Source organism: Bradyrhizobium sp. B025, from assembly GCF_042257955.1.
Lineage (GTDB): Bacteria > Pseudomonadota > Alphaproteobacteria > Rhizobiales > Xanthobacteraceae > Bradyrhizobium > Bradyrhizobium diazoefficiens.
Genome location: NZ_CP170150.1, coordinates 2627911 through 2640638 on the forward strand (window position 1 = coordinate 2627911; position 12728 = coordinate 2640638).

A 12728-nucleotide genomic window follows, 5' to 3' on the forward strand; every position below is an offset into this window, starting at 1 on the left:
GCGGGAAGTGTCCGCAGCGGTTAGGTAGCGCAGAAATGGCGCACGGCGGCCGGGGCGATGAGGATTGTTCGCGGTAGGGTTAAATGTTTACGCAAAGCGAGATGCCGTAGGGTGGGCAAAGCGCAGCGTGCCCACCATTGTCACCCGGATCGAAAGAGATGGTGGGCACGGCGCAAGTGCGCCTTTGCCCACCCTATGAAGTGCGGGCCTTCCGGGCCAATCGCACCATTTCCATCAGCATGGCTTCCCCGGCATCCACCAGTTCCTCCAGCGTGATCCGTGGCGCACCCTTGAGCCGCACTGCACCGCTGCGCGCAAGCAGCGGAATATGGATGAACGCCGCCAGCCGTGGCCCGCCGTCCCTCGCGTTCTCGATCGCGCGCCAGCTTAAGTAGTTGCAGAGATAGGCGCCGGCATCGCGCGAGGCGCGTGCATCGATGCCGGTGAGGCGTGCCGCGCGCAGCAGCCTTGCGGTGTGCGGGCCGAACAGCATCGCATCCGCATGGCCGGCGATGCCGCGCTTGCTCGAGCGGGTGTTGGCGGCATCGGGCCAGAGCAGGGTGACCGCGTTGCGCGCGCGGGTCTCGATGCGCAGGTACGAGGTCCGCGCCGCGAGGCCGAACATCAGCAGCGCGTCCGGTTTTTGCGCCGCGAGCACCTCCGGCAATTGCCGGTCAACGGCGGCATAGGTCACAGGGAAAATGTGGGTCGCAAGCTCGACGTCGTCGAGTGCCGGGCGGCGCAGCCGCGCCAGCCGTGCCACCAGCGGCTGTGTCGGGTTATAGGGCGCGCCGGGGAAGGGACCGAAGCCGGTCAGGAGAACCCGGAGCTTTTGGCTCATTGCAGCAGCCCCAGAATTTGCTCGGCGGCGAGCGCCGGCGTGAGATGACCATCGGCGACTTCGGCCTCGATCTTCCGGACCCTGGTCCGCACCGATGCCTCGCTGCGCAGCCGCGCCAGCATGCGCTGCTCCAACATCGACCACATCCATTTCACCTGCTGCTCGCGCCGGCGCGCGGCGAAATCGCCGGACGCGTTCATCGCCTTGTGGTGATCGAGGACCTTTTGCCAGATCTTTGCGATGCCGTCGCCGGTCAGCGCCGAATAGGTCTCGACCGGCGGGTGCCAATGCTCGGACCGCGGCGCCAAAATATGCAGCGCGCTGCGATAGTCGGCGGCGGTGATGTTGGCGCGCTTGAGATTGTCGCCGTCGGCCTTGTTGATCGCGATCATGTCGGCGAGCTCGACCAGGCCCTTCTTGATGCCCTGGAGCTCGTCCCCGCCGCCGGGCAGCATCAATGCGAGGAAGAAGTCGGTCATGTCGCAGACCGCCGTCTCGGACTGGCCGATGCCGACGGTCTCGACCAGCACGACGCCGAAGCCGGCCGCCTCGCATAGCAGCATCGCCTCGCGCGTTTTCGCGGCGACGCCCCCGAGCGTGCCCGAGGATGGCGAGGGGCGGATGAAGGCGTCATCCGACGCCGACAGCCGCGCCATCCGCGTCTTGTCGCCCAGGATCGATCCGCCGCTGCGCGCCGAGGACGGATCGACCGCGAGCACTGCGACCTTGTGGCCCTGCTCGATCAGATAGGTGCCGAGCGCGTCGATGGTGGTGGACTTGCCGACCCCGGGCGAGCCGGTGATGCCGACGCGAAACGCCTTGCCGGTGTCGGGCAGCAGCATTTGCACGAGCTCCCGCGCCAGCGCCTGGTGGTCGCCGCGCCGGCTCTCCACCAGCGTGATGGCCCGGGCGAGGGCCGCGCGACTGCCGGAGCGGAGGTCGCGCGCGAGGGATTTGATGTCCAGTGAAACCTTCTTCTCAACCATGCCTTGCTTTACAACGCCCCGGCGGGGCAGGCGAGGGCCGCCCGCCCCCTATCACCGGGATGTTGCTGCCGCCGTCTGCACCGGTTTCACCTTGCGCCAGACCCATACCATCACCGGCCACAGCAGCGCGCCGATCGCCATGGCGGCGAGGATGGCGGCGACGGGGCGTTCGAAGAACGGCAGGATACTGCCGTCGGACTTGATCAGCGAGGTCACGAAGGCCTGCTCGACCATGGTGCCCATGACGATGCCGAGCACCATCGCGGCGACGGGATAGCCGTTCGCCTCCATCACGTAGCCGATCACCCCGAAGGCGGCGACGGTGACGACGCCGAACATGTTGTTGCCGATCGCGAACGAGCCGACCGCGCAGCACAGCATGATGATCGGCATGATGGCGGAGCGCGGTGCCAGCAGGATGTAGGCGGCGATCCGGATCATGGCGATGCCGAGCGGGATCATCAGGATGTTCGCGATGATGAACATCAGGTAGATCGCGTACATGCTCGACGCCTTCTCGGTGAACAGCGTCGGGCCGGGATTGAGCCCCTTCATGTAGAGCACGCCGATCGCGATCGCGGCGATGGTGTCGCCGGGAATCCCGAACAGCAGCGAGGGCACCCAGCCCGAGGCGATGCTGGCATTGTTGCTGGCGCCGGCCTCGACCAGGCCTTCGACATGGCCGGTGCCGAATTTCTCCGGCTCCTTGGAGAAGCGCTTGGACATCGCGTAGCTGACCCAGGCGGCCATGTCGGCGCCGGCGCCGGGCAGCACCCCGATGATGATGCCGACGATGTTTCCGCGCGTCATCTGCCAATGGTATTTCCTGGTCAGCTTCCACTGGCCGGCCATGATGCTTCCGAATTTTCGACGCGGCAGTGGAGGTGGTTCCGGCGTCAGCATCGCGCGCATCACCTGCGCCACCGCGAACACGCCGACCAGCGCCGGGATCGGCTCGATGCCGCCGAACAGGTCGGTGATGCCGAAGGTGAAGCGCGGCACGCCGCCCGGATTCTCGATGCCGATGCAGGAGACGAGCAGGCCGAGGAACATGCCGGCGATCGCCTTCACCGGCGAGGAACGCGCGACCAGGGTGGCGCACATCAGGCCGAGCAGCGCCAGCCAGAAATATTCGAAGGTGGAGAACGACAGCGCGACCTCGGCGAGCGGCGGCGCCAAGATCATCAGCGACAGCACGCCGGCGATGCCGCCGACCGCTGAGAACCAGACGCCGGCCCCGAGCGCCAGCTCGGCCTGGCCCTTGCGCGTCATGGCATAGGCTTCGTCCGCATAGGCGGCGGACGCGGGCGTTCCGGGAATGCGCAGCAGGGCGCCGGGAATGTCGCCGGAGAAGATCGCCATCGAGGACGCCGCGACGATGGTCGCGATCGCGGCGATCGGCGACAGATAGAAGGTGACGGGGACGAGCAGGGCGGTCGCCATCGTCGCCGACAGGCCCGGCAGCGAGCCGATGACGAGGCCGTACACGGAGGCCGCGAACATCGCGATGACCACCTCCCAGGTGGAGATCAGCGCGAATGCTTCAATCAGGGTCTTCAGCATGGATCACCAGGGCGTCGGCAGCAGGCCGGCAGGAAGCGGCACGCGCAGCAGCTTGCCGAAGATGAGGTGGATGGCGAAGGGCGACAGCGCGGCGAGCGGCAGCGCCAGCTTCCACTTCGCGCCGAGCGCGGTCGAGGTCACGTAGACCATGATCGCCGCGGTGATGATGAAGCCGAGCCGGTCGGCGGCGACGACGTAGAACAGCAAAAGCGCCGGCGGCAGCAGCGCACGCAGGCCGTAGAGCTTGCCCTGCGGCGGCGGGCTTGCTGCCTGGCCGCCCTCCAGCGGGATCAGCTCTTCCTCCTCCTCGAAGGAATGGCCGATGCCGAACACGATCGCGAGCCCGCACAGCGCAAGCCCGGTGCCGATCACGAGCGGAAACACGTTGGGGCCGACCGGCTGCCCCGGCACCGGCGGCAAGATGTAGCCGCCATAGGCAGAAGCGGCGCCGAGCACGACGAGAAACGAGCCCGTGACGGAGTCGGGAAGACGCATGGGAGGAGTCCTGTGGGGTTTCTTCTCCCTCTCCCCGTTCTTACGGGGAGAGGGGACTTTCCGCGCGGACGGTGAGAGTTGGACTCGCGGAGCCCCCCCTCACCCGAATTCGAGCGGAGCTCGAATTCGACCTCTCCCCGCACGCGGGGAGAGGTGAAGGTTCACGCCTTGCTCAAACCTGCGGCCTTCATCGCTTCGCCCATCTGGGCGTCGCCCTTGTCCATGAAGCCAGCGAACTGGCCGGCATCGCCCCACACCGTGCCGAAGCCGCGATTGCTCATGAAGTCCTTGAACTCGGCGGAGTCGTAGACCTTCTTCAGCGCCGCGGTGAGCTTCGTTGCGAGCTCCGGGGGCAGGTTCTTGGGCGCGCCGATGCCGCGCCAGGCGCCGGTCGCGTATTCGATGCCCATCGCCTCCTTCAGCGTCGGCACGTCCGGGAAGATCGGGTTGCGCGCCGGCGCCATGATGGCGAGGCTCCTGGCCTTGCCGGCCTCGATGATGGCGCGCGCTTCCGGCACCGAGCAGGTGGTGAGGTCGAGGCCGCCGGCGGCGAGATCCTGCATCGCGGGCGCGGCGCCGTTCGACGGCACCCAGGCGACCTGGTTGGCGGGCAGGCCCATCGCCTGCATCCAGCCGACCAGCGCCAGATGCCAGATGCCGCCCTGGCCGGTGCCCGAGGCCTTGAACTTGCCGGGCGGCGCGGTCTTGATCGCTTCGGCAAGGTCCTTGACCGTCTTGTAGGGCGAGGAGGAGGAGACCTGGATGCCGGGCGGGTCCTCGTTCATCAACGCCAGCGGGGTGTAGCTCTTCGGCGTCAGCTCGGTGAGGCCCTGCCAGTGCATCATCGAGATCTCGACCGTGAGCATGCCGATCGTGTAGCCGTCGGGCTGCGCAGTCGCGATCGCGGTATGGCCGACCACGCCGGAGCCGCCGGTGCGGTTCACCACGTTGAAGGGCTGGCCAAGGTCCTTTTCCAGCAGGGCTGCGACAATGCGCGCAGTCGCGTCGGTGCCGCCGCCGGCGCCCCAGGGCACGATCACGGTGACCGGCCGCGCCGGATAGGCTTGGGCGCGGGCGGGCGTGAGACCGAATGCGGCGGACGCCGCGACCGCGGCGGATGAAGCCGCAAAAGCGCGGCGCGTAATCTTGGACATGAATGCCTCCCAGCGGCGCCCGTGACACCGGACGCTCTTAATGACGGCATTCTAGTCAGCTTTGCAGCGCGGCTGCAAGGTAGCGCTACCAGAGCGCTGTGAGCAATGTGTCGTTGCTCACACGATGATCATTGCGGCTCTTCCACATCGCCCTTCGGTCGTGCGCCGCCGAAAATGCGCGTGCCTTCCGCGGTGAGGTAAGGCTTCAGCATCTCCCACGGCACGAATGCGACATATTCGCCTTCGGCGTAGGGACCGACCGCGTAAGGCGGATAGTGGAACGTGAGCCCGGAACTCTTGCCGGCTTCGGTCGACGGGGCGAGCGTCACCGCGCCGATCTTGAGCAGGCTCGGCTCCACGCTCTTGAACCACTCGTCGGTTGCGGTCTCGCTGGTGTCGCGCTTCTTCTTCTCGGCCTTGAGCGAGGCGATCACGGCTTTCAGCATCGCCTTCATGGTCGGGCCGCCATCGGCGGTCTCGTTGAAGAACGGGCGGATCGAGATGCGCTTGCGCTCGGTCTTGTCCCAGAGGATCGTGTTCACGTCCGAATTGGGATGGGCGCCGTGGGTGTCCATGTAGTCGTTGCGCAGGATGCTGGCATAGCGGTCGGCAACGACCGAGCGGATCGCATATTTGCGCTCGAAGTCCCAGCCGCCGTCCTTGAAGAACTGCGGATCTTCTTTGCGCGCGGCGGCGGCCTCGGCCGCGTTCTTGTCGAGCCACTTCCTGCCTTCGGCCAGGCAATCCGCCGCGAGCGCTGCATCCGCCTTGATCCTGTCGTCGAGGAAGACGCGCGCCTCGATGCTCTTGGTCTTGACGACGGCGTCGGGCTTTGGATCCGCGGCGAAGGCGGAGATCACGCACGTTGCGCTAAGCGCCATGGCGACGCTCAAACCGATCATGAACTTCAAGGGGAGTGCTCCTTACGTGAGCGTCAGAATATTTCGAGGATGTCGTCTGCGATCTGCTGCGCAGAGTGGGGGGAGGCGGAGCGCCGGACAGTCGCCTGCGCCTGCAAGCCGGTCGCGTCCTCGATGATCTGCTCGACGTCGATCAGGTTGAGCAGCGAGAAAGAGGCCTCCGGTTCGACCTCGACCAGGACATCGATGTCGCTGTCCGGCCGATAGTCGGCGTCGGCCCGCGAGCCGACGATGGCGAGCTTCGAGACGCCCTTGGCTTTGATGGCATCGGCGTTCTTGCGGATCGCAGCGATGATCTCATCACGTGTCATGAAGACAACCCGACCGGTGATACGGCCAGCGTAGCATCTACTCCGCCGCCTCGCTATGCCCGAGCCGGGCGTTCAGCTTGCGGATCAGCTCCTCGGCGGCGTCGGCGATCACCGTGCCCGGCGGGAAGATCGCTTCGGCACCGGCCGCGTAGAGCGCCTCGTAATCCTGCGGCGGCACCACGCCACCGACGATGATCATGATGTCGTCGCGGCCCTGCTTCTTCAGCGCGGCCTTCAGTTCAGGCACGGCGGTGAGGTGGGCCGCGGCAAGCGAAGAGACGCCGAGGATGTGGACGTCGTTCTCGACGGCCTGTCGCGCCGCTTCATCGGCGGTGGCAAACAGCGGCCCGATGTCGACGTCGAAGCCGATATCGGCGAACGCCGAGGCGATCACCTTCTGGCCACGGTCGTGGCCGTCCTGGCCGATCTTGGCGACCAGGATGCGCGGACGGCGGCCCTCAGCCTCCTCGAAGGCGTCGATCAGCGCCTGAACCTTCTCGACCCGGTTACCCATGCTGGACGCCTCCCGCTTGTAGATGCCGGTGATGGACTTGATCTCGGCGCGGTGCCGGCCGAACACCTTCTCCATCGCGTCCGAGATTTCGCCGACGGTCGCCTTGGCCCGCGCGGCATCAATGGCGAGCGCGAGCAGATTGCCGTTGCCCTCGCCGGCCGAACGCGTGATCGCGGCAAGCGCGGCATCGACGTCCTTCTGGTTGCGCTCGGATTTCAGCCGCGTCAGCTTGTCGATCTGGAGCCGGCGGACGTTGGTGTTGTCGACCTTGAGGATATCGATCGGGGCCTCGTCGGTCGGCTTGTACTTGTTGACGCCGATCACCGCCTGCTTGCCGGCGTCGATGCGGGCCTGGGTCTTGGCGGAAGCCTCCTCGATGCGCAGCTTGGGCACGCCGGCCTCGATGGCCTTCGCCATGCCGCCGAGCTCCTCGACCTCCTGGATGTGGCTCCACGCCTTGGCGGCGAGATCGCGCGTCAGACGCTCGACATAATACGAGCCGCCCCAGGGATCGATGATGCGGGTGGTGCCGCTCTCCTGCTGGAGGAAGAGCTGGGTGTTGCGGGCGATGCGGGCCGAGAAGTCGGTCGGCAGTGCCAGCGCCTCGTCGAGCGCGTTGGTGTGCAGCGACTGGGTGTGGCCTTGCGTGGCCGCCATCGCCTCGACCGTCGTCCGCATCACGTTGTTGAAGACGTCTTGCGCGGTCAGCGACCAGCCCGAAGTCTGGCAATGCGTGCGCAGCGAGAGCGAGCGCGGGTCCTTCGGGTTGAACGGCTTGAGCAGCTTCGCCCACAACAGGCGCGCGGCGCGCATCTTGGCGACTTCCATGAAGAAGTTCATGCCGATCGCCCAGAAGAACGACAGCCGCGGCGCGAAGCGGTCGACGTCGAGGCCTGCGGCAAGTCCGGCGCGCAAATATTCGACGCCGTCGGCGAGCGTATAGGCGAGCTCGAGATCCTGCGTCGCGCCGGCCTCCTGCATGTGATAGCCGGAGATCGAGATCGAATTGTATTTCGGCATCTTCGTGGAGGTGTAGGCGAAGATGTCGGAGATGATCCGCATCGAGGGCGCAGGCGGATAGATATAGGTGTTGCGCACCATGAACTCTTTCAGAATGTCGTTCTGAATGGTGCCCGAGAGTTTTTCCGGCGGCACGCCCTGTTCGCCCGCGGCGGCGACGAATAGCGCGAGGATCGGCAGCACCGCGCCGTTCATGGTCATGGACACGCTCATCTGGTCGAGCGGGATGCCCGCAAACAGCGTGCGCATGTCGTAGATGGAATCGATGGCCACGCCGGCCATGCCGACGTCGCCGCCGACGCGCGGATGATCGCTGTCATAGCCGCGATGGGTGGCGAGGTCGAAGGCGACCGAGAGGCCCTTCTGGCCGGCCGCTAAGTTGCGGCGGTAGAACGCGTTGGAATCCTCCGCCGTGGAGAAGCCGGCATATTGCCGGACGGTCCAGGGCTGGTTGACATACATGGTCGGGTAGGGGCCGCGCAGGTAGGGCGCGATGCCCGGATAAGTCTCGAGGAAATCGAGCCCGGCGAGGTCGGCCTCGCCATAGGCGGGCTTCACCAGGATGCCCTCGGGCGTCAGCCACGGCTCGGCGCTGCCGGCCGGCGCGGCGGTGGTTGCTCTCTCGAAGGCGACATCGGCGAAATTGGGAATGCGGCTCATGGTTTCGACCATATCATAGACGCTCAATCATGGTCCGGATGCTGATGGCTGACGATGGTCGCCATCTTCTCCGGCCCGTAATTCTGTTGCGTGGTCTGGCTCGGCAAATTGGCGATCCCGACCACCCAGCCGAGGCGGGATTCGGTTCCATATTGCCGTGTCGGCACCACGTGATCCGGACGATCGAACGTACCGGTCATGATCTCGATGCGCGGGCCGTCGATGCGGCGGAAGCTCAGCGGCGTGCCGCAGGCGGCGCAGAAATCGCGCATCGCGATGGACGAGGAGCGGAACGCAGAGGGCGTGCCCTTGGTCCAGGCGAAATCACCCTTCTCGATGTCGGCATAGGAGGCGAACGGCGCACCGGTCGCCTTCTGGCACATCCGGCAATGACAGATGCTGATCTTCGCCGGCGCTGCCAAGACCGCAAAGCGGATGGCGCCGCATTGGCAGCCGCCGGTGAGAACTGGTTTGCCTGGCTCGGTCATGCCTGCTCCATCCGTCGATAGGCGTCTTGCAGCGTGGCAAGCGCATCGCCCCCGGCGAAGACAAAACCCGTGACGCCGGCGGCCCGTAAACCTGCCTCGGCCTCGGTCGGGCGGCCTGCCAAATAGATATGTCTGGTGCCTGCGGTTTGCAGGGCCTTTGCCGCGGCTTCGGCGTGTTCCGCATAGACCTTGTCGCTGGAACAAAGGCAGGCAAGCTCTGCACCGGAGGCCCTGAACGCGGCGGCCAATTTGGCCGGATCGGCAAAACCCTCGCTGTCGATGGCCTGGATGCCGCCGGCCTCGAAGAAGCTCTTCGCAAAAGTTGCGCGCGCCGTGAAATCGGCGGGCGTGCCGAGATTGGCCAGGAACACCTTTGGCCGCGCGCCGCGCGCCTTCAACGCCGCGTCGGATTTGTCGCGCAGCGCTTCGAACGGTTCCGCCAGTCGTATCGGCGGCAGCGCGTCGAACTTGTATTTCTGTTCGCCGTAGGGTGCGAGCGCGACCGGCGTCGCCTTCAGCACCGCCGTCTCGCGCTCATGCAGGTTCGGAAACTCGCTCGCGCCGGTCAGGACGTCGCGGCGTTTTGCAATGTTGGCATCGCGCGCTTTGCGGGCGGCCGCGACCTTGCTCTGGAACAGGCCCTGCTGAAGCGCGGCAAAGGCGCCGCCGGCCTTCTCGCTCTCCTGGAACAGTGCCCAGGCCGCCTCGCAAAGCTGCGCCGTGAGCGTCTCGATGCCGCCTGCGCCCGCCGCGGGATCGCTGACCTTGGCGAGGTTGCTCTCCTCCAGCAGCAGCAGTTGCGTGTTGCGCGCCACGCGCCGCGCGAACGGATCGGGTAGTCCGAGCGCCAGCGTGTGCGGCAGCACCGTGATCGCGTTGGCGCCGGCAAGCCCCGCCGCGAACGTCGCCATGGTGGCGCGCAGCATGTTCACATAGGGGTCGCGCTGCGTCAGCATGCGCCAGGCCGTATCGGCGGCGATGAACAACGGCTTCGGCGTCAGTCCGCATGCCGTCTCGATGCGCGCCCACAAGAGCCGCAGCGCGCGGAATTTTGCCATGGTCAGGAACTGGTCGGCGTCCGCGGCGAGCCGCGCATAGACCATGCCCTGCGCGGCTTCCAGCGGAACGCCGGCGCCTTCGATCGCGCGAAGATAGGCGACGCCACAGGCGAGCACGAAGGCGAGCTCCTGCACTTCCGAGCCGCCGGCATCGTGGATCACGCGTCCGTCGGCGGACGCAAACGGCCCCTTGAAGCCGAGCGCGGCGAGGCCCTTGATGCCGCCGGTGACGGCAGGAGCGATCTCCTCCCAGGTGTAAGGGCTGTGGCCCCACACCGCGCAGGCGGCGAGCGGATCGAGACCGAAGCGGATGTCGCAGGCCGCGGGATCGAGGCCTTTGCTCTTTACATATTCCGCGATATGGATCGCGGCCATCCGCGATTGCGGACCGATTTGAAGCTCGATGCCGATGCCGGCATCGAGATGAATGTCCTTCAAGACCTTTGCGACCGCGTCGGCTGTCGGTTCCAGGCCGAAACCGTGGGCGCCATTGCCTCCGGCGAACACCAGCGCGAGCCCCGTCGCGCCATTCTCCAGATCCTGCAAGGCCTGCGCGTTCGCGGCCGCCGCGTCGGGATGGTCGATCCGCTGCATGATCTGCCACGGCGCGGCCGCAGCCCGTCCGACCACGGGCGCAACGCCCCTGGCGCGCGGATAGAGCGGATCGATCTTCAGGCCGTCATAGGTCTTGCCGACCAGCTTCTCGAACGGCGCGCCCTTGAGCACGCCATCGACCAGCTTGCGCCAGTCTTCGACCGTTGCCTTGGGAAAATCCGCCGCCAGCGGCAGGTCGTCAGTCACGGAGGTCATGCGGCGAAGGGCTCCCGAAAATCTTGTTGTTCGCAGGCGAAATTGCCACGGCGGACCGTCCCTGCAAACGGTTGTTTTTGGTTAACCGGTATCCGGAAGCCGCTCAATGCCTTGCGTCGAGACGCTGGAAAGCCCGTCGCGCACGCGAATGCCTGAGATCACGCGGTCGGGCGCGATCTCGGCCAGCGGCACCAGCACGAAGGCGCGCTCGAACAGACGCGGATGCGGCAAGGTCAGGTCGGGCTTCTGCAGCCTGACATCGTCATAGGCGATCATGTCGAGATCGAGCGTGCGCGGCCCCCAGGGCCGCTCCTTGGTCCGCGTGCGGCCGAATTTCTGCTCGACCTTCTGCAGCACGAACAGCAGCGCGTGCGGATCGAGGCCGGTTTCGATCTCGATGCAGGCATTGATGAAGGGATCCTGCTCCTCATCGCCCCAGGGCGGCGTTGCATAGTCCGAGGAGCGCGCGGTCAGCGCGGCCTGCGCCATGCCGCAGATGTGCGCGATCGCCTTGCCGAACGTCGCGCGGACATCGCCGACATTGCCGCCCAGTGCGATCAGCACGCTCGCCATATCAAGGGTGCCGCGAGCGCGTCAGCATGATGCCGACATCGTCGAAGATCGCAGCGATCGGCGCATGCGGCTTGTGCACGGTGATCTTCACGGCGCGGATGCGCGGGAAGTGCGACAGGATGGCGTCGGCCACCGCGCCGGCGGCGCGTTCCAAGAGCTTGTAATTGGTGTTCTTGAACGCCGCCGTCGTGGTCGCCACGACTTCGGCGTAGGACACCGTATCGGCGAGCCGGTCGGTGCGCGAAGGCTCCGACAGGTCGGTATAGAGCTCGAGATCAATCACGAAACGCTGGCCGACTTCGGTTTCGTGATCCATGACGCCGTGGCGAGCGTGGATCGACAGGCCGGTCACGAAGATCGTATCGGTCATTGCTTGCTCTCGATTGCGTTCGCGACCCGCAGGGCCTGCAAGGTCTCGGCGACGTCATGGGTCCGGATGATCCTGGCGCCGCGCTGCGCGGCGATGAGATGCGCCGCGATCGAGCCGGCGAGCCGCTCTTTCGGTTCCGACGGCGACACCGAGGCGATGAAGCGCTTGCGCGAGGCGCCGACCAGGATCGGCAGGCCGAACATGTCGAATTCGCGCAGCCGCGCCAGCGCGGTCATGCTCTGCTCGGCGGTCTTGCCGAAGCCGATGCCGGGATCGAGCACGATCTTGTCGCGTGCGATGCCGGCCTTGGCGGCGATATCCAGCGAGCGCAGGAAGAACGCCTTCATGTCCGCGATGATGTCGATGGCGGAATCCACGCTCTCGCGGTTGTGCATGACGATGACGGGGACGCCTCTGGCGGCTACCAGCGGCGCCATGCCGGCATCGCGTTGCAGGCCCCAGACGTCGTTGGCGATCGCCGCGCCCTGGTCGAGCGCGAAGGCCACCACCTCCGCCTTCATGCTGTCGATCGAGACCGGCACGCCGAGCGCAACCACGCCCGATAGCACCGGCCTCAGCCGGGCAAGCTCGTCCTCGGCCGTGACGGCCTTGGCGCCCTTGTAGGGCCGGGTGGACTCCGCGCCGATGTCGATGATGTCGACGCCATCGGCGATCATCGCCCGGGCCCGTTCGAGCGCCAGGTCGGGCGCGATGAAATCGCCGCCGTCTGAGAAGGAATCCGGGGTGACGTTGAGCACGCCCATCACCGCCGGGAGTGGCCGTTCCAGCAGTGTCCGCAGCACGTCACGCCCGGCCGAGCCGGCCGGCGGGACGGAAGGGGATGGCAAGGCATTCATGCGCGTGGATGTGCGCGGTCGGGGAGGGGGAGTCAAGACGGGATTGGGGGCGATCCGGTCGCGCCGATCCGTTCCGGGGCCAGTGAGGGAACGATGCTCTTGCCCACG

At 66.5% G+C, this 12728-nt stretch carries 13 protein-coding genes; all 13 read right to left on the reverse strand.

What is annotated here, in order from left to right; translation table 11 throughout:
- Nucleotides 1–193: 193 nt before the first annotated feature.
- Nucleotides 194–841, reverse strand: coding sequence for a pyroglutamyl-peptidase I (locus ACE10W_RS12050; protein WP_011085831.1), 648 nt, complete (start codon nucleotides 839–841; stop codon nucleotides 194–196).
- The gene (gene meaB / locus ACE10W_RS12055; protein ID WP_011085832.1) at nucleotides 838–1827 is read right to left on the reverse strand and encodes a methylmalonyl Co-A mutase-associated GTPase MeaB; all 990 of its coding nucleotides are present in this window, start codon (nucleotides 1825–1827) and stop codon (nucleotides 838–840) included. The genes ACE10W_RS12050 and meaB overlap by 4 nt, the downstream gene beginning before the upstream one ends.
- A 51-nt stretch (nucleotides 1828–1878) precedes the next feature.
- Nucleotides 1879–3390 (reverse strand): tripartite tricarboxylate transporter permease, encoded by a 1512-nt coding sequence (locus ACE10W_RS12060; RefSeq protein ID WP_011085833.1) that lies wholly within the window; start codon nucleotides 3388–3390, stop codon nucleotides 1879–1881.
- Between the two features lie 3 nt (nucleotides 3391–3393).
- Nucleotides 3394–3885 carry a tripartite tricarboxylate transporter TctB family protein gene (locus tag ACE10W_RS12065; protein WP_011085834.1) on the reverse strand — a complete coding sequence of 164 codons (492 nt, stop codon included), beginning with the start codon at nucleotides 3883–3885 and terminating at the stop codon, nucleotides 3394–3396.
- A gap of 161 nt (nucleotides 3886–4046) precedes the next feature.
- Nucleotides 4047–5039 (reverse strand): tripartite tricarboxylate transporter substrate binding protein, encoded by a 993-nt coding sequence (locus tag ACE10W_RS12070; RefSeq protein ID WP_060911166.1) that lies wholly within the window; start codon nucleotides 5037–5039, stop codon nucleotides 4047–4049.
- Nucleotides 5040–5167: 128 nt separating this feature from the next.
- Nucleotides 5168–5941: an RsiV family protein gene (locus tag ACE10W_RS12075; protein WP_304553733.1), complete on the reverse strand. Its 774-nt coding sequence runs from the start codon at nucleotides 5939–5941 to the stop codon at nucleotides 5168–5170.
- 32 nt (nucleotides 5942–5973) lie between these two features.
- Nucleotides 5974–6270 (reverse strand): nucleotidyltransferase family protein, encoded by a 297-nt coding sequence (locus tag ACE10W_RS12080; protein WP_011085837.1) that lies wholly within the window; start codon nucleotides 6268–6270, stop codon nucleotides 5974–5976.
- A gap of 37 nt (nucleotides 6271–6307) precedes the next feature.
- Nucleotides 6308–8464: a methylmalonyl-CoA mutase gene (gene scpA, locus ACE10W_RS12085; protein ID WP_304553736.1), complete on the reverse strand. Its 2157-nt coding sequence runs from the start codon at nucleotides 8462–8464 to the stop codon at nucleotides 6308–6310.
- Nucleotides 8465–8487: 23 nt separating this feature from the next.
- On the reverse strand, nucleotides 8488–8952 hold the full coding sequence (locus tag ACE10W_RS12090) for a GFA family protein (protein WP_011085839.1): 465 nt from the start codon (nucleotides 8950–8952) through the stop codon (nucleotides 8488–8490).
- Nucleotides 8949–10820 carry a methylmalonyl-CoA mutase family protein gene (locus ACE10W_RS12095; RefSeq protein WP_304551755.1) on the reverse strand — a complete coding sequence of 624 codons (1872 nt, stop codon included), beginning with the start codon at nucleotides 10818–10820 and terminating at the stop codon, nucleotides 8949–8951. The genes ACE10W_RS12090 and ACE10W_RS12095 overlap by 4 nt, the downstream gene beginning before the upstream one ends.
- Nucleotides 10821–10901: 81 nt before the next feature.
- Nucleotides 10902–11393: a 2-amino-4-hydroxy-6-hydroxymethyldihydropteridine diphosphokinase gene (folK, locus tag ACE10W_RS12100; RefSeq protein WP_304551758.1), complete on the reverse strand. Its 492-nt coding sequence runs from the start codon at nucleotides 11391–11393 to the stop codon at nucleotides 10902–10904.
- Between the two features lies 1 nt (nucleotide 11394).
- Nucleotides 11395–11763, reverse strand: coding sequence for a dihydroneopterin aldolase (gene folB / locus ACE10W_RS12105; RefSeq protein ID WP_027544155.1), 369 nt, complete (start codon nucleotides 11761–11763; stop codon nucleotides 11395–11397).
- Nucleotides 11760–12620 carry a dihydropteroate synthase gene (gene folP / locus ACE10W_RS12110; RefSeq protein WP_028172291.1) on the reverse strand — a complete coding sequence of 287 codons (861 nt, stop codon included), beginning with the start codon at nucleotides 12618–12620 and terminating at the stop codon, nucleotides 11760–11762. Before folP ends, folB begins: the two co-directional genes overlap by 4 nt.
- Nucleotides 12621–12728: the final 108 nt, after the last annotated feature.